We start from the raw sequence: 24,151 nt of genomic DNA, 5'->3' as shown, positions 1-24,151 counted from the left end.
CGCGCGGCCGATGCCGTGCAGCAGCGCGGCCGCCTCCAGCTCGGCGCCGATCGCGGCATCGAGGCCGAGCCGCGCCGCCGCGCGCGAGGCTAGGCTGGCCACGCGGCGCGCGTACCCGGCCAGCCAGGGCAGCTTCAGCTCGGTGACGTCGGCCAGCAGGCTCAGCGCCACGTCGGCCGTGTCCTGCTGGTCGGCCAGGCGCCAGCCGGCGGTGTCGGGTTCGCCGGCATCGAGCGTGTCGAGCCAGGCTTCGGCATGGGCGATGCAGAGCTCGGCCAGCGCGGCGGGATACTTCGCGCCGCCCTGCGCGCGCAGATAGGCCAGCGCCGCTTCGCGGCCGTGCGCGCGGGCGAGGATTTCCAGGTCGCTGGCGAGATTGACGAAATAGACGGTGGACGGCACCGCGTCGCCGTCGAGCCCCTCGGGCATGCCCTTGCCGTCGTGGCGCTCGAAGATGCGCCGCAGCGTCAGCACCACCCCGGCCGGCATGCCGAGCGTGACCGCGATGTCGCCGGAGATCTCGCAGTGGATCAGCGCCAGCGGCACGATCAGCGAATGCATCTGCGCGCTCATCGGCGGCAGGCGCTGCGCCATCAGCGCCTCGCGCGAGGCCACGTCGTCGCCGAGCAGGTCGGCGAAACCGCTCGCGTTGGCGGTGCAGCCGGACCAGCGCAGCATCGCGGCGGCGCGCGCATGGTTCTGCGCCTCGGCGCCGGCGCCGGCCTCGGCGGCCAGCCAGCCGGCCAGGCAGGCGGTGCGGCGCGAATGATCGGTCGAGCGGCCCATGCTGAGGTCGCCGACGAAGGCCAGCGCGAGGATCGCGTCGGTGAGGCTTGCCGTGCTTGCGGACATCGTGATCGGGATGGCGGGAGGAAGGTTCGGATCGGGGCGCGAACGGCGCCATGAGGACTGCCCGGCGGCCCGGGCGACCGGGTCGGTCGATCGACCGATACCGGCGCGAGGCGCCAACGACGACACTGGCTACCAGTCGAGCCGATATCGCGGCTCGCACCACTTACCCAGGAGATCGTCATGAAGCGCCATTCTATCGCAGCCCTGATCGCCGGTTTCGGCCTCGCCACCGGCCTGGCCGGCTTTTCAGCAGCCGCCGCCGCGGCCGAACCCGCCGCCTCCGTGGTGATCGTCCACGGCGCCTTCGCCGACGGCTCGGACTGGGCCAAGGTGGTGCCGCTGCTGCAGGACAAGGGCATCCACGTCACCGTGGTGCAGAACCCGCTCGACTCGCTGGCCGACGACGTGGCCGCCGCGACGCGCGCGATCGACAAGCAGCCGGGCAAGGTGGTGCTGGTCGGCCACTCCTGGGGCGGCACCGTGATCACCGAAGCCGGCCGCGACGACAAGGTGGCGAGCCTGGTGTACGTGGCGGCCTTCGCGCCCGACGCGGGCCAATCGGTGGCCGACGTCTCGAAGGACGCGCCCAAGTCGCCCGGCATCGCCCGCGTGGAAGCCGACAGCCAGGGCTGGCTGAGCCTGCCGGCGCAGGCGGTGGCCGAGGACTTCGCGCAGGACGTGCCGGCCCGCGAGGCGCGCGTGATGGCCGCCACCCAAGGCCCGATCAAGGGCAGCGCGTTCGGCGAGGCGGTCTCGACCGCCGCCTGGCACGACAAGCCCTCGTACTACATCGTCAGCCAGCACGACCGGATGATTCCGCCCTCGCTGGAACGCTCGATGGCCAAGGCGATCGGCGCGAAGGTCACCGAGCTGCCGACCAGCCACGTGCCGCAGCGCTCGCGTCCGGCCGACGTGGCGCGCGTGATCGAGCAGGCAGTGGCCGCCGTCAAGTAAGCCCGCGCCAGGCACCGCGCGCCGCGCCGGCAGCCGGCTTGTATCGCACTGTATCCGGCTCGATCGACGATACATGCACATGCAATTCGGGCCCGCCACGAAACAAAGCGGACAAGTGCCGATGTTCCAATCTCGTCATGCCGAACGGGACGCGGGAAGCCGCGCGACAGGGCAGGAAAGCCAGGCCGCACGATTCGAGTCCAGCAAGGCATGAATTACTGATCGCACGATCGCATCGTATCCGATTGATATCGGCGGCGATGGCGACACCACCGACATCCATTATCAGGAGCACCACCATGAGCAAGATCGACAAGGTTCTGTACACCGGCAAGACCCACACCACCGGCGGCCGCGACGGCGCCTCGCGCAGCTCGGACGGCCGTCTGGACGTGCGCCTGTCGCCCCCGGGCAGCAACGGCGCCGGCACCAACCCGGAGCAACTGCTGGCCGCCGGCTGGTCGGCCTGCTTCATCGGCGCGATGCAGGTCGTGGCGCGCAGCCAGGGCGTCAAGGTGCCGGCCGACGTGTCGGTCGATACCGAGATCGACCTCGGCACCAGCGACGAGCAGTACTTCATCCAGGCCCGCCTGAACGTCAGCCTGCCGGGCCTCGATCGCGCGGTGGCGCAGTCGCTGGTCGACGCGGCGCACCAGGTCTGCCCGTATTCGAAGGCCACCCGCAACAACATCGACGTCACGCTGAACCTGCTCTGATCGACCCGCGCGCGGCGGCGGGCACGGCGCCCTCGCCCACCGCCGCCGCGCGCGAATCCGGCAAGACCCAGCCCTGCCCGTATCACTCGGCTACGCAAACCTTCGACATTTGAGGTCCACCATGAAACACCGCATCGTCGCTTCCGCCTTGTTCGTCGCATTCGCCGCCGCGCTCGCGGCACCCGCCATGGCCGCCGGCCAGGTCACCGGCAGCTTCGGCGACAGCGTCGCCACCGCCTCCGCCGCCCCGCTCGCCAGCCCCGGCAGCGATACCGCCGTCACCCGCCAGGCAAGCAACGGCCCGCTCACGCGCGCCCAGGTGCGCGCCGAACTCGCGCAGATCGTCGCCGCCGGTTATTCGCCGAGCCGCCCCAACGATCCCTACTACCCGGACAACGTGCAGGCCGCGCTCAAGCGCGTGCAGGACATGAAGATGGCCTCGAACGACACCGCCGCCAGCAGCTACGGCGCCGACATGCCGGCCATCGCCGAATCGGGCAGCCGCGTGGTGATCACGCGCGTGGCGGAGCGTTCGGTGTACTACGGGCATTGAGCGCGTGGCGCGCCGGCCGCGTGGCGGCGAGTTCATTCGGGCAGGATTGTCCGGCTCGCCGTCGCGCCGCCACCTCGTTCGTGCCCGCGATGTTCGCCGGCCCTGGCCTTGTGCTCCCGATCCCGGTCGTGGGCACAAGGCCAGGGCCGCTTTCGTCTGGAACGGCGCGACGCGCGCTGATCACGAAAAAACGGCGCACGCGGCGCCGTCGTCATGGACTCGATTCAAGGATCCGACTCGCGGGCCGGCAGTCGAGCCCGGCTCCCCGCACGCGCCGTCGCGCGCCGCCCCTTCCCCTCATTCCGCGCCCTCGCGCACCGACTTCACCAGGTTGTCGCGCAGCGTGACCACCGCCTTCTGGGTCTTGTCGAACTCCTCCGGCGTGAGCCCGCAGGCATCCACCAGGCTCACGCTGGCGAGATCCTCGCGCAGCCGCCAGCCCTTGCGGGTCAGGCTGACCAGCACCTGGCGCTCGTCGTGCGCGGCGCGCTGCCGTTGCAGGTAGCCCATCGCCTCGAGCTTCTTCAGGATCGGCGTGAGCGTGTTCGACTCGAGGAACAGCTTCTCGCCGAGCTGGCTGACGGTCTGCTCGTCCTGCTCGGAGGCCGCCACCAGCGTGATGTACTGCGTGTAGGTGAGCCCCAGCTCGTCCAGCACCGGCTTGTAGGCCTTGCCGAACGCCAGGTTCGCCGAGTAGACGGCGAAGCAGAGAAAATCGGCGAGCTTCGGGATGGCCGGCTCGGCCTTGTCCTTGCGGGTCATGGGCGCCCCTGTCGATGCATGGTGTCGAAGCTCGGATTATATATCGGATGCGATATAGTCGCGTGCCGAAGTTTTCGGCGGGCGGAACGACGGGGAACGGCGAAAGCCGAGCCGGGCGGGCTCGGCGTCGACATCGCCGGTCGATGGCACCGGGCCGTGCCGGGCGGCACGGCGGCGCGCGCCCCGCATCAGGAATGCGCGTAGATGGCGTCGATCTCGGCCTGGTCGCGCCGCGCCGAGGGCATCTGCATCACATCGCCGGCGGCCGGACGCGTCTGGGCGCGGGCCTCGACATCGGCCGCGCCGTCGACGCGCGACAGGGCCGCCTGGATGTTGGCCGGGTATTGCGTGTGGTCGCTGGCCGGGTTGTAGCCGGCCTGTTCGAGCTGGACCAGCTCGGCGCGGACCTGGGCGCGCGTGAGACCTTGCTGGCTGGTCTGGGCGAAGGACAGCGCCGGGGCGGTGGCGAGGGCGGCAAGGGCGAGGACGTGGGCAAGCTTCATGGTGTTTCTCCTGGGTTCGATGGGACGGCATTCGGTTGCGGGTTTCGGTACGCAGGGATGCTGATCGCGTACCGTCAGTAGACCGCGCCCACGTATCCCGTCTGTTTCCGCGCCCGGCCGCTTTTGCATGCCGATGTTTCGCGACGCGCGCTGGATACGTCGCGGTACAAAACCGTGCCGCCATGCTTGCCGGGTGCCGGGAGCACGGCACAGCCGCCATGCGTCGCCCCGAGCAACCCGCGCCGCCATTGCGGGGATCGCGAAACCTCGCTATACATGCCGGTTCGCCCGCGCGGGCCCGAGGGCCGTACCCGCCGTTTTCTCCATTCGGACGACACACCATGACCTATACCTACACGTTGACCGATGTCGCGGACGAAACCGTCCGCAAGCAGATCGCCGCCCCGCTGGTGGCCTACAACGACCGCAACGGCGGCCCGAGCGGCAATCGCCCGCTGGTGGTGGCCTTGCGCGAAGCGGCCGGAGAAGTCACGGGCGGCCTGTGGGCCTCGACTGCCTACGGCTGGCTGGCCATCCAGTTGCTGGTGGTGCCGGAAAGCGCGCGCGGCGGCGGCGTCGGCACGCGCCTGATGCAGATGGCTGAACAGGAGGCGCTCGCGCGCGGCTGCCACGCGGCCTGGCTCGATACCTTCGAATTCCAGGCGCGGCCGTTCTACGAGCGGCTCGGCTACCAATGCTTCGCCGAGCTGCCCGACTATCCGCCGGGCTTCTCGCGAATGTTCATGAAGAAGACGCTGCGCCCGCTCTGAGCCGGCACGCGAATCGGGCGCCACGGCCGGCTGCCGCCGGGCCGGGAACCCCGCCCGGCAGGGCCCGCAGCGTAGTGATCGGCCATCGCGGCACACGCCCCGGCGCGTGCGCGCCTGCCCGCGATCCGGCCCCCGCTCGCCAAAAAAGCAACCCGGCCCGCGCCCTTGTGTAAACTGCTGCCTTTTTTTCACGTTCGCAGCATGTCGTCACTCCCGCAGCGCAGCTCCCTGCACGCGCCGGCCCTCGTCCGCATCCTGACCCGCCTCGGCGGCACCGACGTGCAACGCACGGCGCAGCCGCTCGCCGATCGGCTCAGCCAGTGGGTGGCCTGGACCGACGCGATCGCGCTCTCCTCGGTGCTGGCCGCGCCGGCGCCGGTGGTGGCCGGCCTGCGCGGCAACGGCGAGGACGAGGCCGCGCGCGGCCTGAGCCTGCGTTCCTCATTGTCGAAGGCGATCGCCAACGACGCGCTGCTCGCGCCCGCGCGCCAGCTCCGGCGCGGCGGCGCGTTCGCGCCGGCCCAGTTGGCGCGGCCGCCCGAACCGGCGGAGACGGACGCCGATTTCGCGCTCTATCGTCAGTGCTGCCTCAGCCTGCAGCAGAAGATGGAGAGCGAGATCGGCGACCTGCGCGCGCGGCTGCGGCCGCGACTGGCCGCGCAATCGCCGGCGCTGGCCAAGTTGGCCGCGCTCGACGCCACCATGGAACGCGCGCTCGCCGCGCGCGAGCGCAGCCTGTTCGGCGCGGTGCCGGGCCTGCTCGGCGCCTATTTCGAGCGGCTGCGCGCGGATGCGAAAGCAGCGCGCGCCGAAGCCGAAGCCACCGACGGCGATGGCAACGGCGAAGCCGCGCAAGCGGGCAGCGACGGCAACCATCGTGGCAACGATGGCGGCAGCGGCCCGGCTAACGGCCACGCAAGCGGCCATGCAAACGGCCCTGCCGCGACGCCGGCTGCTGCCCCGCTGCCCCGGGCCGCCGACGTCGCGCCGCCGCTGCGTGCCCGCCTGGCCCAGGCCAGCGCGCCCGACAGCTGGCTCGACACCTTCCGCAAGGACATGCAGAGCGTCCTGCTCGCCGAACTCGATCTTCGGTTTCAACCGGTGGGAGGGCTGCTCGCGGCTCTCCGCGCCCGCTAATCCCAAGCCTATGTCCCGACTTCGTATCGATCTCCTCGTTTTCCTCGCCGGCCTTGCCGTGGTGGGCTGGATCGGCGCCGGCTACCTCGGCGGCAATCCGCTCGCGCTGGCCGTCACCGTGCTGATTGCCGCCTTCTACCTGGGCGGCGCGCTCGAACTGCATCGCTACCGGCAGGCCACCGCGAGCCTGGCGCGGGCGCTCGGCTCGGCCGCCGCGCCCGCCTCGCTCGATGCCTGGCTGCAGCCGCTGCACCCGAGCCTGCGCAGCGCCGTGCGTGCGCGCGTCGAAGGCGAGCGTGCCGCCCTGCCCGCGCCCGCGCTCACGCCCTACCTGGTCGGCCTGCTGGTGCTGCTGGGCATGCTCGGCACCCTGCTCGGGATGGTCGCCACGCTGCGCGGCACCAGCGCCGCGCTGGACGGCGCCACCGGGCTCGACGCGATCCGCGCCGCGCTCTACGCGCCGATCCGCGGGCTCGGCTTCGCGTTCGGCACCTCGATCGCCGGCGTGGCGAGCTCGGCGATGCTCGGGCTGCTCTCCGCGCTGTGCCGTCGCGAACGGCTCGAGACGGTGCAGAAGCTCGACGCGCTGGTGGCGTCCACGCTGCGGCCGTTCTCGCACGCGCATCAGCGCGAGGCGGGTTTCGCGCTGATGCAGCGGCAGGCCGAGGCCATGCCGGCCCTGGTCGAGCGGCTGGAGGCGATGATCGCCGCCATCGAGCGCCAGGGCGCCACGCTCGGCGAACGCCAGCTCGCCGGCCAGCAGGCCTTCGTCGAGCAGGCCGAGGCCAGCCACACGCGCCTGGCCGCCATGCTCGGCGAGACCCTGACCCGCAGCGCGGCCGACAGCGCGCGCGCCGCGGGCGCCGCCATCGTGCCGGTGGTCGAGGCGGCGATGGCCGGCCTCGCGCAGGAAAGCGGCAAGCTGCACGGCACGCTGATGCAGGCCGTCGACCGGCAGCTCGACGGCCTGACGGCCGGCTTCGAGACGAATACCGCGCGCGTGGCCGGCATCTGGAACGAGGCGCTGGCCGAGCATCGCCGCTCGGGCGAGGCGCTCGCGGGCGAGCTGCGCGGCGCGCTGGAAGGCTTCAACAGCAGCTTCGAGAATCGTTCGGCCGCGTTGCTGCGCGAGGTCGAGAAGCGCCAGGCGCTGGCCGCCGAAGGCGCCTCGCAGGCCTGGGGCAGCGTGCTGGCGCGTCACGAGGCCAGCGGCGAGAAACTCGCCGACGACAACCGCCAGGCGCTCAGCGCCGCGGCCGCCACCTTCGAGACCCATGCCGGCGCGCTGCTGCGGGAATTGCGCGCCGCGCAAGGCGAGCTGCAGGCCGGCCTGGCCGAACGCGACGAGACGCGCCTGGCGGCCTGGACCGGCACGCTGGCCGCGATGAGCACGACGCTGCGCGAGGAATGGCAGTCGGCCAATGCGCAGGCCGCGCGGCACCAGCAGGCCATCTGCGCGACGCTCGAACAGACCGCCGGCAAGATCGCCGCGCAGGCCGGGACGCAGGCCGATCGCGCGCTCGGCGAGATCACGCGCGCGGCCGAAACCGCTGCCTCGGCCTGGCAGGCCGCCAGCACGCAGGCGGCCGAGCGCCAGCAGGCGGTGGTCGAGGCGCTGGCGAAAACGGCCGGCGAGGTGGCGGCGAGCACCGAAACCAAGGCGAACACGACGCTGGCCGAGATGGCCCGCCTGGCCGCTACGTCATCGGAAGCCTGGCAGGCGGCCAGCGCGCAAGCGGCGGAACGACAGCAGGCGATCTGCGATGCGCTGGCCAGGATGGCCGAGGATGTGGCCGCGCAGACCGAGTTGCGCACGAACGGCACGATCGCCGAGATCGCGCGTGCGGCTGAAGCCAATGCAACTGCATGGCAGCTTGCCTCGACGCAGGCGGCCGAGCGCCAGCAGGCGATCTGCGACGCGCTCGCGAAGACCGCCAACGACGTCGCCGCGCAAACCGAAGCTCATGCCAGCGGCACCATCGCCGAAATCGCGCGTGCTGCCGAAGCCAACTCCACGGCATGGCAGCTCGCCTCGACGCAAGCCGCCGAGCGCCAGCAAGTAATCTGCGACGCGCTCGCGAAGACCGCCAACGACGTCGCCGCGCAAACCGAAGCTCACGCCAGCGGCACCATCGCCGAAATCGCCCGCGCCGCCGAAGCCAACGCGACGGCATGGCAGCTCGCTTCGACGCAAGCGGCCGAACGCCAACAAGCGATCTGCGACGCGCTCGCGAAGACCGCCAACGACGTGGCCGCGCAAACCGAAGCTCACGCCAGCGGCACCATCGCCGAGATCGCCCGCGCCGCCGAAGCCAACGCGACGGCATGGCAGCTCGCCTCGACGCAAGCCGCCGAGCGCCAGCAACGAATCTGCGATGCCCTGGAAAAAACCGCGGCCGAGATCGCCACGCACGGCGAAACGCAGGCCAAGGGCACGCTGGAGGAAATCGCGCGCGCGGCCGCGGCCCACGCCGACGCGTGGCAGGCGGCCAGCACGCAAGCCGCCGAGCGGCAGCAAAGCATCTGCGACGCGCTCGCCCGAACCGCCGACACGATCGCCGCGCAAACCGAAGCCCATGCCAGCGGCACCATCGCCGAGATCGCGCGCGCCGCCGAAGCGAATGCCGCCGCCTGGCGCGATACCGCTCGGCAAGCCGCCGAGCGCCAGCAAAGCATCTGCGACGCGCTCGCCCAAACCGCCGACACGATCGCCGCGCAAACCGAAACCCACGCGAACGGCACCATCGCCGAGATCGGCCGCCTGGTCGACGCGGCCTCGCAGGCGCCGCGCGCCGCCGCCGACGTGGTCGCGGAACTGCGCCAGAAGCTCTCCGAGAGCATGGTGCAGGACACCGCGATGCTGGAGGAGCGCGGCCGCCTGCTGTCGACGGTCGCCACCCTGCTCGACGCGGTGAGCCACGCCAGCAACGAACAGCGCACGGCGATCGACGCGCTGGTCTCGACCTCGGCCGAGTTGCTGGAACGCGTCGGCACCCGCTTCGACCAGCAAGTCGAGGTCGGCGCGCAGGTGCTGGAAGGCGCCTCGGCGCAGGTCGGCGGCAGCGCGGTGGAAATGGCCAGCCTGGCCGACGCGTTCGGCCAGGCCGTGCAGCACTTCGGCGATTCGAACCAGAAACTGATGACGCAGCTCGCGCGCATCGAGGCCTCGCTCGACAAGTCGCTCGCGCGCAGTGACGAGCAGCTCGCCTACTACGTCGCGCAGGCCAAGGACGTGATTGACCTGAGCCTGATGTCGCAGAAGCAGATCGTCGAGAACCTGCAGCGCCTCGACGGAGCGAAGCCGGCATGAACGAGGAAATCGACGGCGGCGTGGAGCCGACCGCGCCCGTCTGGGCCGCCTTCAGCGACCTGATGGCGGCCCTGCTCGGCGCCTTCGTGCTGATCCTGGTGGGCGTGATCGGCATGCAGCTGGAGGCCTCCTCGCGCCTGGCCGACGAGGTCAAGCAGCGGCAAGTCGAAACCCAGCGGCGCAAGACGCTCGAGCAGGCGCTGGCCGGCCCGCTCGCGGCCGGCCGCGTGACCCTGGTGGACGGGCGCATCGGCATCGCCGGCAACGTGCTGTTCGCGGTGAACTCGGACCAGTTGCAGCCCGAGGGCCGCGACCTGCTCAGGAGCCTGGCCGGGCCGCTCACGGCCTACCTGCACGATCGCGACCAGATCCTGATGGTCAGCGGCTTCGCCGACGACCAACTGGTGCGCGCCGGCAATCGCCGCTTCGCCGACAACTGGGAACTGTCCGCCGAGCGCGCGCTGACCGTGACGCGCGCCTTCATCGATTCGGGCGTGCCCGCCGCCTCGGTGTTCGCGGCGGCCTTCGGCTCGGAGCAGCCGGTCAGCTCGAACGCCGACGAAGCGGGACGCGCGCGCAACCGCCGTGTGGAGATCGCGGCCGTGCCGCGCCCGACCAGCTCGACGGCGGCGACGGGCGCCTCGGGCGCCGCGGCCAAGGCGGCGAACTGAGATGAGCGCCATGCACGAGCCGCTGCCCGAGCCGGTCGGCAACGACGCCGCGTCGGCCGCTCCCGCATCCCGCGATGATCGGCACGCGCCCACGCGCGCGCGGCTCGACGATTGGCGCGAACGAGGCGCCGAGCGCCTCGATCCGGCGGGTTTCGCCCGCGTCGAGGCGCTGCTGCGGCGCGCGAGTGCTCATCAAGGCGCCGTCGGGCGCGTGCTCGACGCGCGTCTCGAAGCGTTGATCGAAGCCTTCGCGGCGGCGTTCGACGCGCGCCAGGCGCATGTCCAGGAATCGGCCGATGCCATCGGGCAGACGCCACCCCCGCGTACCGCTGCGCCGAGCCCGTTCGCCACGCTCGCGCTCGACAGGACACGCACCGCGCGCAGCGGCCCGCCGCCCGAGTTGCTCGACTACTTCCGGGAAATCTGGTCGCGACTGAGCGCCGACCAGCAGGTCCAGCAATCGCTCGACATCGTGCCGAAGAACGCCGGCCCGCTCAACTCGAGCAGCCTGGTGCATCGCGCGCTGCTGCTGATGCGCGAGCTATCGCCCGAGTATCTGCGGCAGTTCCTGTCCTATGCCGACGCGCTGTCCTGGCTCGAGGACATGCAGGCCGATCCGGCCGCGGCGACGGCGAAGGAAGCACCGCGCAGCGCGCCGGCGAAGAAGGCCCGGCGCACGCGCGCACGCTGAACCCGCCCACGCGGCGCTGCCGCCGCTACGCCTCGATGGCGGCGCGCTTGCAAGAGCGCCCGCCCCGCGCGCCGCGCCTGAGCAGATCGAAGGCCATCAGGTGGCTCGCCCCCGAAATGCCCACGCCGTACAGCGGAATCAGCGCCATCGGCAGCGTCTGGATATTGGCCATGCGCGGATCGTGCAGCAGGAAGAAGGTCAGGCCCGTGCCCACCGCCACCACGAAATCGGCGAAGCCGAACAGGTGGAACATCAGGTAACGCCCGCGGCTGGCCGGCAGCAAGGTGACCAGCAAGGCCAGCACGCCCGCGATGAAATCGCCCCATCCGGCGTTGCGGACGAAGGCTTCCGGCAGCAGGTCGTGCCCGCCGTACCAGAAGAACACCAGCGCGGCGCCGATCCGCCAGATATGGAAGCTGGTGAGCGGCCCCAAGCCGAGCGCCGCGATATAGGCACGAAACCCTCGCGACATCGCATAGATCGCCACCGGCACGACGATGCCCAGCGCGATCAGCACCGCCAGCGACAGCGACGGCAGCAGGCTGTAGAGACCGGTGAGCGCGGCGCCCGCCACGGCCAGCCCCCACAGGACAAGGACGGCGAGCAGCACGCGTGTGCCGCGGCGCAGGTCGATTCCGGTGGAATGATTCATGGTCATGCTCCTGGTTGTCCGGCGCCTCGCGCCGGATCTGTTGCATCGACGAGCAGCCGGCGCATTCGCTTGCCGACTCGCTCTTATAATGGGCGCTACCCGCCGGCCCGCCGGCGCCGCTTCCCTCGAACACGCATCGCTGCCGCATCGCGACGCCCTCACCGAACCCGCCATGACAGCCGACCAGGAGGCGAACCTCGCGCCCGATACCGAGGACGCAGGCAGCGAACGCTCCCCCCGCCAGCGCATCATCGAGGCGGCCTTCCGGATCTTTGCCGAGAAGGGCTACGAGAGCGCCAGCACGCTCGCGATCGCCACCCAGGCCAAGGTCTCGAAACGCGACATCTACGCCAACTTCAGCAACAAGCAGGACATGCTGCTGGCCTGCATCGAGGGCCGCGGCCAGCGCATGAACCTGGGCGCCGCGCTGCCGCGCGCCACCTCCGCCGCCATGCTCGAAAAGGTGCTCGCGAGCTTCGCCTCGCGGCTGCTGGTCGAGGTCACCGATCCGATCATCATCACCATCTACCGCCTGGCGATCGCCGAGGTGGCGCGCGCGCCGGAAATCGCCCGGACGCTCGACCGGATCGGCCGCAAGGCCTCGCAGCAGGCGCTGACGACGTGGCTGGCGCAAGCGCAACAGGATGCGCTGCTCGGCGAGGGCGAGGCAGCCGCGATGGCGGCCGAGTTCCTCGCGCTCGCCTGGAACGACCTGCGCACCGACCTGCTGCTCGGCGTGGCGCCGCGGCCCTCGGCCGAGGCGCTGGCCGAGCAGGCACGCCAGGCAGCCGCGGCCTTCATGCGCCTGCATGGCAAGCCGGCGCCGCGCGCGCGCCGCAACGTGGGCGCCTGAACGCCTGAGCGTCGTTCAGGCGCTCACTTGCCCTGGAACACGGGCTGGCGCCCCTCGAGTTCCGCGCGGCGCCCTTCCACGAAGTCCTGCGACTGGAACAGCCCGCGATACTGCTCGGTCAGCTTGAACAGCGCGGCGTTCTCGGCCGGGTCGATCGCCAGGTGCGCCGAGGCGAGCGAGGCCTGGATGCCCAGCGGCCCGCAGGCCGCGATCCGGCCGGCGATCTGCACCGCCAGTTCGAGCGCCGCCTTCGCATCGGGCGCGATCGCCTGCACCGTGCCCATCCGATACGCCTCCTCCGCGCTCCAGTGATCGCCGGTCAGGATGTAGCGCATCGCGTTGCCCCAGCCCGCTTCCCGCACGAAACGCACGGTCGAGCCGCCGCCTGGAAAGCGGCCATGGGTGTTCTCGTCCTGGCCGAAGCGCGTATCGGCTGCCGCGACGCGGATGTCGCCCACCAGGAACAACTCGTGGCCCATGTCCCAGGTGTCGCCATGCGCGACCGCCACCAGCGGCTTGGTCAGGCGCGGGCTGGGCGTGGTCGCGAGCGGGTTGATGGTGCCGCTCAGCGCGATCGGCGTCTTGTTGCCGAGCGCGCGGAAGCCGTCGATATCGATGCCGCGCGAGAATTGCTCGCCATGTCCGAACAGCACCGCGGCCCGCAGCGAGGGATCGTGGTTGTAGCGGTAATAGGCCTCGGCCAGTAGCTCGAAGGTTTCCGGATCCACACGGTTCTGGTTCGCCGGGCGGTTGATGCCGAGCAGCACGACCTGCCCGCGTCGCTCGACGCTCAGCTTGGCGCCCGAGGCGAGCGGCACCTCGTCGAGCCGGGTGGGCGCCACCTCGGGCGTCGGCGTGATGCCCGGCGCCACGCCCTGCGCCTGAGCCGGCCCGGACAGCGCGCCCAGCGCGGACGTGCCGCCCAGCACCGCGGCGGTTTTCAGGAAGCCGCGCCGGGCGCGATCGTTCAAATCGGTCATGCTCCATCTCCTGTCGATGGTGAAAAAGGTCGAAATACATCGGCGTATCGATGCCCGCTCCGGGACGAGAATCGGACATCGCCCTCGCCTCGCCATTGATCAGAGGACTCCTGAGGAAGAGGTCTTTCGATACGCTTTCAAACACGCCGACAGACTGCCCGATCGCGGCAGGAAAGCGCTTCGTCCCGTCATCCGGCAGTGCGAGGCGAGCTACGGTACCGCACAGTACCACATCGACAAAAAGCATGCGCAACCCGGCTGCCGACCTCGATCGGGCCATCGCCAGCGACTTCCATATCGTTTAGTATCTATGTCGAATCGTCTTTGCGGAGTTCGACATGGCAAGCATGGGGCGTCCCCGTACCTTCGATCGCGACCAGGCGATCGAGGACGCAATGCATCTGTTCTGGGAGAACGGCTACGAATCCACCTCGCTGAGCCAGCTCAAGGCCGGCATCGCGACGGGGATTTCCGCGCCGAGCTTCTACGCGGCCTTCGGCTCGAAGGAAGCGCTGTTCCAGGAATGCGTGCAGCGCTACCTGGGCACCTATGCGCAGGTGACGGAGTGTCTGTGGGATAGCGCGTTGCCGCCGCGCGAGGCGATCGAGACGGCATTGCGCCGCTCGGCGAAGATGCAGTGCGAGCGCGGCCATCCGAAGGGCTGCATGGTGGCGCTGGGGGTGATGAGCGCGCCGTCCGAGGAGCACGCCGGCGTGACCGCCTCGCTGAAGCAGTCGCGCACGCGCACCCGCAACGGCTTCGTCGCCTGCGTGCAGCGCGGCATCGCCAGCGGCGAGTTGCGCGCCGAGGTGGCGGCCGCCGCGCTGTCGGCCGTGTTCGACAGCTTCCTGCTCGGCCTGAGCACCCTGGCGCGCGACGGCGTGCGCCACGCGGCGATGGAGGCCGCGATCACGCAGGTCCTGACCGTCTGGGACGCCGCCAAGGCTTGAGTCCGACGTGGATGCGAGCCGGCGAGCCACCAGCGTGGCTGCCGGCCCCGCCCGCCGGAATCAGAACAGATACATGCCGGCGACGAACACCACACCCGAGAACAACAGCGCCGTCACGCAGTAACCCATGATGTCGCGCACGCCGAGCCCGGCGATCGCCAGCGCAGGCAGCGCCCAGAACGGCTGGGCCATGTTGGTCCAGGCCTCGCCGTAGGCGATCGCCATCGCCGACTTGCCGAGATCGGCGCCCAGCGCCTGCGCGGCCGGCATCACGAAGGGCCCCTGCACGACCCAGTGGCCGCCGCCCGAGGGCACCGCGAAATTGATCAGCGCCGAGCTCAGGAAGGCCAGCAGCGGGAAGGTGTGCACGTTGGCGACGTCGACGAACCACTTGGTGATCACGCCGGCCAGCCCCGAATGATCCATCAGCGCCTGGATGCCGGCATAGAACGGGAACTGGATCATGATCGAGCCGGCGCCGCGCGCGGCCGCGCCGATCGCGCGTGCATAGGCCATCGGCGTGCGATGCAGCACCAGGCCCGCGGCGAGGAACACCAGGTTGACGGTGTCGATGTCGAGCACGAAACCCTTGGTGCGAGTACGGATCACCAGGAACACCACGCACAGCAGCGCGACCAGCAGCGACAGCAGGCGGCTCTCCTCCATGCGCTCGGCCCAGGTCGCGTTCGGCCCCAGCACGCGCTCGAAGCTCGGCGCCTCCTCCAGCAGCTTCGGATCGATCGACACCACTTCATGCGGCTTGGGCATCATCAGGCGCGCCAGGATCGGCAGCATCACGATCAGACCGATCGTGACGAAGGCGTTGTAGCCGGTGAAGATGGTCTGCGACACCGGAATCAGGCCGACCAGCTTCTCCATCGGATTGCCCTTGGTGGCCGCCACCAGCGGCACCGAGCCGGACAAACCACCGTGCCAGGTCAGGAAGCCCATGTAGGCCGAGGCCACCAGCAGCCGGTAGTCGGAGCCGGGCACGCGCCGCGCGACCTCGCGCGCCAGCATCGCGCCGAGCACCAGGCCGAAGCCCCAGTTGATCGCGCAGGCGATGCCGGCCACCAGTGCGACCAGCATCACGCCGCCGGCCGGCGTCTTCGGCGAGCTGGCCAGCGCCACCAGCAGGCGCTTGACCGGCCCGGAGCTGGCCAGCGCATGGCCCGTCACCAGGATCAGCGCCATCTGCATGGTGAAGGCGAGCAGGTTCCAGAACCCGCTGCCCCACAGCAGCACGAGTTCGGCCGGCGCCTTCGGCGTGAGCGAGAACGCCAGCACGAAGGTGACGACCGTGAGAAAGATCGCGAAAATCAGCGGATCCGGCAGGACCTTGTGCACGATCTGGGTGAAAAAGCGGGAAATACGGGAAATCACGGGGTCTCCTCCGAGGGTGTCGATATCGGTGCTTTGTTGGGTACGGCGCAAACGAAGGCGACATCATACGTCCGCTCTCGCCTGCGCGTCGGCCCGTGTTCGCCGTGCCCCTCGACGCCCTCCGGTGCCCCGTCCGCACCTCCCGAACCGACGGCTAGCCCCGCTCTTTCGCGCGGATCGTGTAGTCGGCCATGATAGACCAGTCGCGCTCGCCGCCGCCGGCCTCCACGGCCCGGCTCATCTGCTGCCTGACCGCATCGAGCATCGGCAACTGCCGGTCCAGCGCCTCGGCTTCCGCGCCGGCCAGGCGCAGGTCCTTCAGGCCCAGCCGGGCCTTGAATCCGGGCTCGTACTGCTCGCGCAGGATGTTGCCCGAATAGACCTGGTAGGAACGGCTGCCGAACAGCGTGCCCAGGATCAGGTCGAAGAAGCGTTCGCGCTCCAGGCCGTTGCCCTCGGTCAGCACCACCGCCTCGGCCATCGCCTCGATCGCCATGGTGATCATCATGTTGCAGGCGATCTTGGCCGCATGGGCGGTGGGCGGCGCCTCGCCCATGTCCCAGATGCGCTTGCCGAGCACCTCGAGCGCCGGCCTGGCCTTGTCCAGTGCCGCGGGCGCACCGGCGGCGAGGATATTCAGTTCGCCGGCCGCGGCCACGTCGGGCCGCCCCAGCACCGGCGCGGCCACGTAATCGATGCCCGCCGCGCGGTGATGGCCGACCAGTTCGCGCGACAGCGATACCGAGATGGTGGAGGCCACCACGTGCACCAGACCGCCGCGTGCCGTGGACAGCACGCCCTGGTCGAGCAGCACCTCGCGAATCGCGGCATCGTCGGCCAGCATGGTGATGGCCAGGTCCGCCTGCAGTGCCTGCGTGGGCGCGTCCACCGCGCTCGCCCCGTCGACCGCCCCGCCCGAGCGGTTCCAGATCTTCACGTGATGGCCGGCCGCAACCAGATTGCGCGCCATCGCGCGTCCCATGGCGCCAAGGCCCAGTATGCTGATTTCCATTGCTTCTCCCGATCGATGAGTGGGTGGTTCGCGAGATATTTATACTAAGTGATACATATATCATTGACAAGGCGAGGCATCGTCTTTAGTTTACCGATCGATACATAAATAAGACTTGCATCACCGCAGCCGCCAATGCGTCGCGGCCGACGTTCGTCCATTTCTGTATCGAATGGTATGTATTTATCATCAACGACCGGAAACCAAGACCGTGACCACCCTGAGTTCCCCCACCACCACGCAAGCCGGATCCGCTCGCCTGCCGCTGGCCGCCCTGCTGGCGCTGGCGATGACCGGCTTCGTCTGCATCATGACCGAGACCTTGCCGGCGGGCCTGCTGCCGCAGATGGCGGCCGGCCTGGACATCTCCACCTCGCTGGCCGGGCAGACGGTGACGGCCTACGCGGCCGGTTCGCTGCTGGCCGCCATTCCGCTGACCATCGCCACGCAGCGCTGGCGCCGCCGCAAGGTGCTGCTGCTGACGCTGGCCGGCTTCCTGGTGTTCAACTCGCTCACCGCGCTGTCCACCAACTACGCGCTGACCCTGCTCGCGCGCCTGCTGGCCGGCGCCTCGGCCGGCCTCGCCTGGAGCCTGCTGGCCGGCTACGCGCGTCGCATGGTGCCGGTGCGCCAGCAAGGCCGCGCGATGGCCGTGGCGATGGTCGGCACGCCGATCGCGCTGTCGCTGGGCGTGCCGCTGGGCACCTGGCTGGGCGGCGCGATCGGCTGGCGCAGCGCGTTCGCGATCATGTCGGTGCTGAGCCTGGTGCTGATCGCCTGGGTGCTCGCCAAGGTGCCCGACTACCCCGGGCAGGCCGGGCATCAACGGCTGCCCTTGCGCAAGGTCCTCGTCACGCCGGGCGTGCGCCGCGTGCTCGGCGTGGTGATCGCCTGGATGCTCGCGCACAACCTGCTCTACACCTATGTCGCGCCGTTCGCGGCCCTGGCCGGCCAGGCCCGCCATGTCGACCTGGTGCTGCTGGTGTTCGGGCTGGCCGCGCTGGCCGGCATCGCCGTCACCAGCCGGCTGGTCGACCGGCACCTGCGCGCCGCGGTGCTGGCCAGCCTGGCCGGCTTCGCGCTGGTCGCGCTGCTGTTCGCCGGGTTCGCCACGCTGCCGGCCGTCCTCTATGGCGGCGCGGCCGCCTGGGGGCTGAGCTTCGGCGGTGCCGCGACCCTGCTGCAAACCGCGCTGGCCGATAACGCCGGCGACGGCGCGGACGTCGCCCTGTCGATGAACGTGGTGGCCTGGAACGGCGCGATCGCCGGCGGCGGCCTGCTCGGCGGCGTGCTGCTCGATGCCTGGGGCGCGGCCTCGTTCGCGCCCGCGCTGGTGCTGCTGCTCGCGATCGGTTTCGTCACGGCCTGGTGCGGCAGCGCCCATGGTTTCCGGCCCGGTCCACGCCATACCGACGGGCACTGAGTCATTCGATCCACTTCACTTTTTTCATAAGGAGTCTTCATCATGTTTCGACGCCTGTTGCAAGGCATTGGCTTCACCCTGTCACTGCTGCTCGCCGGCCCCTCGTTCGCGGCCGATGAGTTCCCCTTGCCGCCCGGCTTCACCAGCGGCTACCAGACCATCGACGGCGTTCGCCTGCACTACGTGAAGGGCGGCAGCGGCCCGCTCGTCTACCTGGTGCATGGCTTCGGCCAGACCTGGTACGAATGGCACCAGTTGATGCCGGAACTCGCCCGCAATCACACGGTGGTCGCTCCCGACCTGCCGGGGCTGGGGCAATCCGCCGAACCCGGCTCGTATCGCGCCACCGAGGTCGCGCCGCTGTTGCATCAACTGGCGCTGCGGTTCAGCGGCCAGCGCCCCTTCGATCTGGTCGCGCACGACATCGGCATCTGGAACACCTATCCGATGCTGGTCCGGCATCCCGAGGACATCCGCCGCGCGGTCTACATGGAGGCGCCGATTCCGGACGAATCGATCTATTCGTTCCCGGCCTTCACGCCGCAAGGGGAATCGCTGGTCTGGCATTTCAGCTTCTTCGCCGCCGACGGCGACCTGGCCGAAACCCTGATCGCCGGCAAGCAGCGCTTCTTCTTCGAGCATTTCATCAAGAAGCACGCCAGCAACCAGGCGGTGTTCACGCCGGCCCTGCTCGACCGCTACGCGCGCTCCTACAGCAAGCCGCATAGCCTGCGCGCCGCCTTCGGCTATTACCGCGAGCTGAACCAGGACGTGCTGGACAACGCGGAGCTGTCGCGCAGCAAGCTGACGATGCCGATGCTGGCGATCGGCGGCGGCGGCCATGGCGGACTCGGCCAGTTCGAGGCCGACCAGTTGCGCCGCTACGCGACGCAAGTCAGCGGCCGCGTGCTGCCCGATTGCGGCCACTGGCTGCCGGAGGAATGCGCGGCACCGCTGAACCAGGCCGTGATCGACTTCCTCGACGCGCCCTGATGCGAGCGGCTGCCCGAGCGATCCAGCCGGGCAGCCGGGTAGCCGTCTAGGATCCGGTATCGAGCACGGACGAAACGCATCCGCATTTCGAATGCGTGAATATTTCATTACATCGATCCGACGTCGACTCGCGCTTCGTAACCCGGCGACAAGGATTCTGGCTGGAACAGCTGTCATCAAGCGACCTTAAGCTTGTCTTCAGGTTCGCCTTCGTAGGATCGCGAACGAAACGCGGTATCCACGCGATGCTTCGATATCGCGCCACCCACGACAGCGAACGCCAGCCATGTCCCAAGCCCCGACCGTAGCCAGCCATGCCCCGCTCGCCGTATCCGGCGCGCAAACCGAGGTGCCTGTCCTGAAGACGCTGTTCCTGCAGGCGCCGTCCTATGACGGCTTCGACGGCGGCGCCGGCTCGCGCTACCAGGCCAAGCGCGAGATCCGCTCGTTCTGGTATCCCACCTGGCTGGCCCAGCCCGCCGCCCTGGTGCCCGGCAGCCGCGTGCTCGACGCGCCCGCCGACGATTTGTCGGTGGCGCAGACGCTGGAGATCGCCGCCGACTACGAGCTGGTGATCATCCACACCAGCACGCCCTCGTTCCCGACCGACGCGGCCTTCGCGCAAGACCTCAAGCAGCGCAAGCCCTCGATGCTGATCGGCATGGTCGGCGCCAAGGTGGCCGTCGATCCGCACAACTCGCTGGTGGCGTCCAACGCGATCGACTTCGTCTGCCGCGAGGAATTCGACTACACCTGCCGCGACGTGGCCGAACGCAAGCCCTTCGCCGACATCCTCGGCCTGAGCTACCGCGCTGCCGACGGCGCGATCGAGCACAACGGCGCGCGCCCGATGATCGAGGACATGGATGCGCTGCCGTTCGTGGCGCCGGTGTACCAGCGCGACCTGAAGATCGACAACTACTTCATCGGCTACCTGAACTACCCCTATGTGTCGATCTACACCGGCCGCGGCTGCCGCTCGAAGTGCACCTTCTGCCTGTGGCCGCAGACGGTAGGCGGCCATCGCTACCGCGTGCGCTCGGTCGAGAACGTGCTGGCCGAGGTGAAGTGGATTCGCGACAACATGCCGGAAGTGAAGGAGATCATGTTCGACGACGACACCTTCACCGACTTCAAGCCGCGCGTCGAGGAGATCGCGCGCGGGCTCGGCAAGCTCGGCGTGACCTGGTCCTGCAATGCCAAGGCGAACGTGCCGTACGCGACGCTGAAGATCATGAAGGAGAACGGGCTGCGCCTGCTGCTGGTGGGCTACGAATCGGGCGACGACCAGATCCTGCTGAACATCAAGAAGGGCTTGCGCACCGATATCGCGCGCCGCTTCAACGAGGACTGCAGGAAGCTCGGCATCAAGATCCACGGCACCTTCATCCTGGGCCTGCCCGGCGAGACCAGGGACACCATTCGGAAGACCATCGAATACGCGAAGGAAATCAATCCGCACACGATCCAGGTTTCGCTGGCGGCGCCTTACCCGGGCACGCGGCTCTACGAGCAGGCGATCGAGAACGGCTGGCTGGAGGAGAACAAGACCATCAACCTGGTCAGCAAGGCAGGCGTGCAGCTCGCCGCGATCGGTTATCCGCACCTGTCGAAGGAAGACATCTATCACGAGCTCGAGCACTTCTATCGGGCCTTCTATTTCCGGCCCGCGAAGATCTGGGAGATCGTGCGCGAGATGCTGGGCAGCTGGGAGATGATGAAGCGGCGCCTGCGCGAAGGCGTCGAGTTCTTCCGATTCCTGCGCGCGCACGAGGCCTGAGCCGCCATGCTGGAGCGCGAATCGCTCAACACCCTGCGCGCCGCCGCGCTGCGGCGGATTTCCCACGCGATGCCGGTCGCGCTGATCGCACTGGTCACGATGACCGCCTTGATCGCCGCGCACCGGGTGCCGGCCGCCGAGGTGCAGCGGATCGTGGTCGATCTGGTCTCCGCCTGCGCCGCCTTCGGCGTCGCCTACACGCTGTTGTCCGCCTCGCTGGTCGGCCGCTTCCTGGCACGGCCGCGCGCGGCGCCGGCCGACTTCCCGCCCGTCACGCTGATGAAGCCGCTGCATGGCGACGAATGGCGGCTCGTCGAGCATCTCGCCAGCTTCCTCGAACAGGATTATCCCGGCCCGATCCAATACGTGTTCGGCGTGCAGGATGCCGAGGATCCGGCGCTGCATGCCATCGCCGAATTGCGTGCGCGCTATCCGTCGGCCGATATCGCCACCGTCGTCGACGCGCGCCTGTACGGCCCCAACCGCAAGATATCCAACCTGGTCAACATGCTGGAGCAGGCTCGCCACGACCTGCTCTGCTTCGCCGACAGCGACGTGCGGGTCGGACGCGACTACCTGGGCATCGTGGTCGGCACGCTGCAGTTGCCCGGCGTCGGGCTCGTCACCAGCGCCTATCGCGGCGTGAGCGCGCCCGGCTTCTGGCCGCGCGCCTCGGCCGCCTCGACCAACTACGCCTTCTTTCCCGGCGTGGTGATCGGGCTGGCCACCGGGCTCGCGCGCCCCTGCTTCGGCCAGACCATCGCGATCGATCGCGCCACCTTGAACCGGATCGGCGGCCTCGGCCACTACGTCCATCATCTCGCCGAGGACCACGCGATCGGCGAGGCGGTGCGCGCCACCGGCGCGCTGGTCGCGATCCCGCCGCTGCTGGTCGACCACGCCTGCGTCGAGGCGAGCTCGCGCATCTACTTCACGCACGAATCGCGCTGGAGCCGCACCATCCGCGCCGCCGATCCGCTCGGCCATCTCGGCGCCGCGCTGATGCATCCGCTGCCCTTCGCACTGCTCGCCGTGCTCGCCTCGGGCGGCAGCGAGCACGCCTGGCTGCTGGCCGGCGCGGCCCTGCTCTCGCGCTGGATGCTCAAGTGGCGCGTCGATCGCGTGTTCGGCCAGCCCTTCAGCGACTGGGCCTGCCTGCCGCTCTACGACCTGATGCAATTCCTGATCTACGTCGCGAGCTTCGGCCTGAGCGACGTGGTCTGGCGCGGCCGGCGCTTTCGCGTCGATCCGGGCGGCCGCCTCTCGCCGCGCTTGGACGAGTGAGCGCGCGTTGCGCTTGCCGCCAGGTCGCCGCGCCGGCTCGGATCGGCGCCGCGAGGCCGCGCTGAGATGAAATCGATCGGCGCCGTCGCCGCGGCCCTGGGGCTCGCCATCGCCGTCTGGCTGATCTGCCGCGACCGGCCCGAGGCGATCCTGGCCTTGTTGCGCGAGGCCGGCGGCGGCCTGCTGATCGCCGCGGCCGCGCATGGCCTGCCGATGCTCGCCAACGCCGCCGACTGGCGCCTGCTGCTGCGTCCCACGCGCCGCCCGCCGCTCGCCACCATGCTGAAACTGGTGCTGATCCGCGAATCGATCAACGGGCTGCTGCCGGTGGCGCGGATCGGCGGCGAGGTGGTGTCGTTCCGGCTGCTGCGCGGGCTGCGGATCGGCCCGAGCGCCGCCATCGCCAGCCTGGTGGTGGACATGCAGCTCACCCTGATCAGCCAGCTGGCGTTCGCCCTGCTCGCCTGCGCCTGGCTGCTGCACGGCAACGGCGCGGGCAGCGGCGACACGTTCCGGCAGATCCTCGCCGGGCTGGCCCTCGCGGTGCCGGTGCTGGCCCTGTTCGCGGCCGTGCAGCACGCGCGGCCCTTCCGGCGCTTGGCGGGCATGCTCAATCGCGTCACCAGCGGCGGCTTCGTCGAGCGCATCGGCGCCTCGGCCGCGCGCATCGATCTCGCCGTGATGCTGCTGTGGCGCAATACCGGCATGGTGCTGCGCTACCTGCTGATCTGGCAGACCCTGCAATTCATGGGGTTTTCGCTGGAGATCTGGCTCGCCCTGCATGCGCTCGGCGCCCAGGCCGGCTTCGTCGACGCGATGGCGATCGAGGCGCTGATCCAGTTCCTCAGCAGCATGGCCTTCCTGGTGCCGGCCGGGATCGGCATCCAGGAAGGCGGCTTCGTGGTGATCGGCGGCCTGTTCGGCCTCGATCCCGCCCTGTGCCTCGCGCTGGCCGGCGCGCGACGCCTGCGCGACCTGCTGTTCTACTTGCCGGGGCTGGCGGTCTGGCAGCTCGCGGAATGGCGCGCGCGCCGGGCCCGGGTCGCCGAGACCTCGCGCCCGGCCTGAGCCCGGCGCGCCATCGACGCGTGCCACCCCGTCGGCCTCAATGCGGGCGCGGCGTCCAGGCGTCGAGGATCGCCGCCAGCACCACGATCTCGGCATCCGCCAGGTGTCGATCGGCCGAGGCCACCGCCAGGCACTGCTCGATGGTCCGCTTGCGCAGCTTGGGATCGTCGATTTCGGCGAGCAGCGGCTTGAGCGAGGCCGGGTCGAGAACGGCCGAGAGGGTGCCGGACGAAGCCTGGCCGAGCGCCTGGTCCTCGCACAAGGCCTGCACGATGCACTCGAATTCGGCCGCGCCGAGCCCGAGCTTGCGGGCAATGCCCAGCGTCTCGATCACCTGTTCCTCGCGACGATCGATATGACCGTCCGCTATCAGCACCAGCGCCACGATGCGGGCTGCCGCCTGGGGGCTGTTGCGGGGATAGCTTCTCATGCTGCCGATTCCTTTGCGGTGGATGCCGCCTCGTGAGTGAGGCATCAGTGTCGGCGAATCCGGATATCGGAAAAAGCAGAGATTATTGTCACGACACTTCGTAAAAACCGAATCCAGGCATGCTGGTCGGCTTGACGATTCTTCAAGATCTTTCATGCTCGCGCGGCTTCGTGGCCGCGTATCATTTTGGCTTCCAGGCCTGACGCCGGCATGCGATGCACGGGTGAATCCCGCCCCCGCCCGAAGCACACCGGGAAGGCATGAACGACGAGCCGAAGTTGTTTCGCGCCCGCCGAAAAATAAGCATCCACCCTGCATTTAATGACAGCTCCCGAAACCGGGTCGAGCGTCTATGCTCCCAGCGAAGGACGCCTCGTGCGTTCGGGCAAGACATTGCGATCTGCCTTCATCGTCACCCCTTCCA

At 69.7% G+C, this 24,151-nt stretch carries 23 protein-coding genes and 1 pseudogene; 15 read left to right on the top strand and 9 right to left on the bottom strand.

Annotated elements, in window-relative coordinates; translation table 11 throughout:
• Positions 1–852, bottom strand: a pseudogene (locus F3J10_RS06160) (phosphohydrolase); the annotation flags it as partial.
• A 180-nt stretch (positions 853–1,032) separates the two neighbouring features.
• On the opposite strand from F3J10_RS06160, the gene F3J10_RS06155 reads away from it, so the two are divergent.
• A complete protein-coding gene (locus tag F3J10_RS06155) occupies positions 1,033–1,806 on the top strand; it encodes an alpha/beta hydrolase (RefSeq protein ID WP_025100247.1) in 774 nt (257 codons plus the stop codon).
• Here the strand turns inward: F3J10_RS06155 and F3J10_RS06150 are convergent.
• Positions 1,799–2,107 carry a hypothetical protein gene (locus F3J10_RS06150; RefSeq protein WP_167241646.1) on the bottom strand — a complete coding sequence of 103 codons (309 nt, stop codon included), beginning with the start codon at positions 2,105–2,107 and terminating at the stop codon, positions 1,799–1,801. The two genes, F3J10_RS06155 and F3J10_RS06150, sit on opposite strands and share 8 nt — an antisense overlap.
• Between F3J10_RS06150 and F3J10_RS06145 the strand changes: the two genes are divergently transcribed.
• Together F3J10_RS06145 and F3J10_RS06140 are read left to right on the top strand one after the other, a co-directional pair.
• Positions 2,106–2,522, top strand: a complete 417-nt coding sequence (locus F3J10_RS06145; protein ID WP_167241644.1) for an organic hydroperoxide resistance protein — start codon at positions 2,106–2,108, stop codon at positions 2,520–2,522. The two genes, F3J10_RS06150 and F3J10_RS06145, sit on opposite strands and share 2 nt — an antisense overlap.
• A gap of 121 nt (positions 2,523–2,643) precedes the next feature.
• Positions 2,644–3,075, top strand: coding sequence for a DUF4148 domain-containing protein (locus F3J10_RS06140; protein WP_167241642.1), 432 nt, complete (start codon positions 2,644–2,646; stop codon positions 3,073–3,075).
• A 297-nt stretch (positions 3,076–3,372) separates the two neighbouring features.
• On the opposite strand, the gene F3J10_RS06135 is transcribed toward F3J10_RS06140, so the two are convergent.
• Both F3J10_RS06135 and F3J10_RS06130 read right to left on the bottom strand, forming a co-directional pair.
• The gene (locus F3J10_RS06135; RefSeq protein ID WP_025100244.1) at positions 3,373–3,837 is read right to left on the bottom strand and encodes a MarR family transcriptional regulator; all 465 of its coding nucleotides are present in this window, start codon (positions 3,835–3,837) and stop codon (positions 3,373–3,375) included.
• A 188-nt stretch (positions 3,838–4,025) separates the two neighbouring features.
• Positions 4,026–4,340: a DUF4148 domain-containing protein gene (locus F3J10_RS06130; protein ID WP_167241640.1), complete on the bottom strand. Its 315-nt coding sequence runs from the start codon at positions 4,338–4,340 to the stop codon at positions 4,026–4,028.
• A 341-nt stretch (positions 4,341–4,681) separates the two neighbouring features.
• Here F3J10_RS06130 and F3J10_RS06125 point away from each other — a divergent pair, with 341 nt between their 5' ends.
• The 5 genes from F3J10_RS06125 to F3J10_RS06105 all read left to right on the top strand — a co-directional run bounded on the left by F3J10_RS06125 (position 4,682) and on the right by F3J10_RS06105 (position 10,919).
• The gene (locus tag F3J10_RS06125) at positions 4,682–5,110 is read left to right on the top strand and encodes a GNAT family N-acetyltransferase (RefSeq protein ID WP_167241638.1); all 429 of its coding nucleotides are present in this window, start codon (positions 4,682–4,684) and stop codon (positions 5,108–5,110) included.
• Between the two features lie 201 nt (positions 5,111–5,311).
• Entirely contained in the window at positions 5,312–6,247 is a 936-nt protein-coding gene (locus F3J10_RS06120; RefSeq protein WP_167241636.1) for a DUF3348 domain-containing protein, read from the top strand.
• 10 nt (positions 6,248–6,257) lie between these two features.
• A complete protein-coding gene (locus tag F3J10_RS06115; RefSeq protein WP_167241634.1) occupies positions 6,258–9,557 on the top strand; it encodes a DUF802 domain-containing protein in 3,300 nt (1,099 codons plus the stop codon).
• A complete protein-coding gene (locus tag F3J10_RS06110) occupies positions 9,554–10,228 on the top strand; it encodes an OmpA family protein (RefSeq protein WP_025102026.1) in 675 nt (224 codons plus the stop codon). The genes F3J10_RS06115 and F3J10_RS06110 overlap by 4 nt, the downstream gene beginning before the upstream one ends.
• A gap of 1 nt (position 10,229) precedes the next feature.
• A complete protein-coding gene (locus tag F3J10_RS06105; protein ID WP_240155405.1) occupies positions 10,230–10,919 on the top strand; it encodes a DUF2894 domain-containing protein in 690 nt (229 codons plus the stop codon).
• A 25-nt stretch (positions 10,920–10,944) separates the two neighbouring features.
• Here F3J10_RS06105 and F3J10_RS06100 read toward each other — a convergent pair whose 3' ends face one another.
• The gene (locus F3J10_RS06100) at positions 10,945–11,571 is read right to left on the bottom strand and encodes a permease (protein WP_167241633.1); all 627 of its coding nucleotides are present in this window, start codon (positions 11,569–11,571) and stop codon (positions 10,945–10,947) included.
• A 172-nt stretch (positions 11,572–11,743) separates the two neighbouring features.
• On the opposite strand from F3J10_RS06100, the gene F3J10_RS06095 reads away from it, so the two are divergent.
• The gene (locus F3J10_RS06095; RefSeq protein ID WP_167241632.1) at positions 11,744–12,424 is read left to right on the top strand and encodes a TetR/AcrR family transcriptional regulator; all 681 of its coding nucleotides are present in this window, start codon (positions 11,744–11,746) and stop codon (positions 12,422–12,424) included.
• A 23-nt stretch (positions 12,425–12,447) separates the two neighbouring features.
• On the opposite strand, the gene F3J10_RS06090 is transcribed toward F3J10_RS06095, so the two are convergent.
• The gene (locus F3J10_RS06090) at positions 12,448–13,404 is read right to left on the bottom strand and encodes an enoyl-CoA hydratase-related protein (RefSeq protein WP_167241631.1); all 957 of its coding nucleotides are present in this window, start codon (positions 13,402–13,404) and stop codon (positions 12,448–12,450) included.
• A 347-nt stretch (positions 13,405–13,751) separates the two neighbouring features.
• Between F3J10_RS06090 and F3J10_RS06085 the strand changes: the two genes are divergently transcribed.
• Positions 13,752–14,354 (top strand): TetR/AcrR family transcriptional regulator, encoded by a 603-nt coding sequence (locus F3J10_RS06085; RefSeq protein ID WP_341773947.1) that lies wholly within the window; start codon positions 13,752–13,754, stop codon positions 14,352–14,354.
• A 60-nt stretch (positions 14,355–14,414) separates the two neighbouring features.
• Here F3J10_RS06085 and F3J10_RS06080 read toward each other — a convergent pair whose 3' ends face one another.
• Positions 14,415–15,737, bottom strand: coding sequence for a TIGR00366 family protein (locus tag F3J10_RS06080; RefSeq protein WP_025102032.1), 1,323 nt, complete (start codon positions 15,735–15,737; stop codon positions 14,415–14,417).
• 154 nt (positions 15,738–15,891) lie between these two features.
• A complete protein-coding gene (locus F3J10_RS06075; protein WP_167241630.1) occupies positions 15,892–16,749 on the bottom strand; it encodes an NAD(P)-dependent oxidoreductase in 858 nt (285 codons plus the stop codon).
• A 289-nt stretch (positions 16,750–17,038) separates the two neighbouring features.
• On the opposite strand from F3J10_RS06075, the gene F3J10_RS06070 reads away from it, so the two are divergent.
• The 5 genes from F3J10_RS06070 to F3J10_RS06050 all read left to right on the top strand — a co-directional run bounded on the left by F3J10_RS06070 (position 17,039) and on the right by F3J10_RS06050 (position 23,297).
• The gene (locus F3J10_RS06070; RefSeq protein WP_205200177.1) at positions 17,039–18,172 is read left to right on the top strand and encodes an MFS transporter; all 1,134 of its coding nucleotides are present in this window, start codon (positions 17,039–17,041) and stop codon (positions 18,170–18,172) included.
• Positions 18,173–18,214: 42 nt separating this feature from the next.
• Positions 18,215–19,165, top strand: a complete 951-nt coding sequence (locus F3J10_RS06065) for an alpha/beta hydrolase (protein ID WP_167233693.1) — start codon at positions 18,215–18,217, stop codon at positions 19,163–19,165.
• A gap of 358 nt (positions 19,166–19,523) precedes the next feature.
• Positions 19,524–20,945, top strand: coding sequence for a hopanoid biosynthesis associated radical SAM protein HpnJ (gene hpnJ / locus F3J10_RS06060; protein ID WP_167241648.1), 1,422 nt, complete (start codon positions 19,524–19,526; stop codon positions 20,943–20,945).
• Positions 20,946–20,951: 6 nt separating this feature from the next.
• Positions 20,952–22,229, top strand: a complete 1,278-nt coding sequence (hpnI, locus tag F3J10_RS06055; RefSeq protein ID WP_240155404.1) for a bacteriohopanetetrol glucosamine biosynthesis glycosyltransferase HpnI — start codon at positions 20,952–20,954, stop codon at positions 22,227–22,229.
• Between the two features lie 66 nt (positions 22,230–22,295).
• Positions 22,296–23,297 carry a lysylphosphatidylglycerol synthase domain-containing protein gene (locus F3J10_RS06050; RefSeq protein WP_167241628.1) on the top strand — a complete coding sequence of 334 codons (1,002 nt, stop codon included), beginning with the start codon at positions 22,296–22,298 and terminating at the stop codon, positions 23,295–23,297.
• 37 nt (positions 23,298–23,334) lie between these two features.
• Here the strand turns inward: F3J10_RS06050 and F3J10_RS06045 are convergent, their stop codons facing one another.
• Entirely contained in the window at positions 23,335–23,727 is a 393-nt protein-coding gene (locus F3J10_RS06045) for a TerB family tellurite resistance protein (RefSeq protein WP_167241626.1), read from the bottom strand.
• Positions 23,728–24,151 lie beyond the last annotated feature (424 nt).

It is taken from the genome of Burkholderia sp. Cy-637, from assembly GCF_011753175.1.
Lineage (GTDB): Bacteria > Pseudomonadota > Gammaproteobacteria > Burkholderiales > Burkholderiaceae > Burkholderia > Burkholderia gladioli.
The sequence above is the reverse complement of the archived record's forward strand: the minus strand, read 5'-3'. Positions and strand labels throughout refer to the sequence as shown.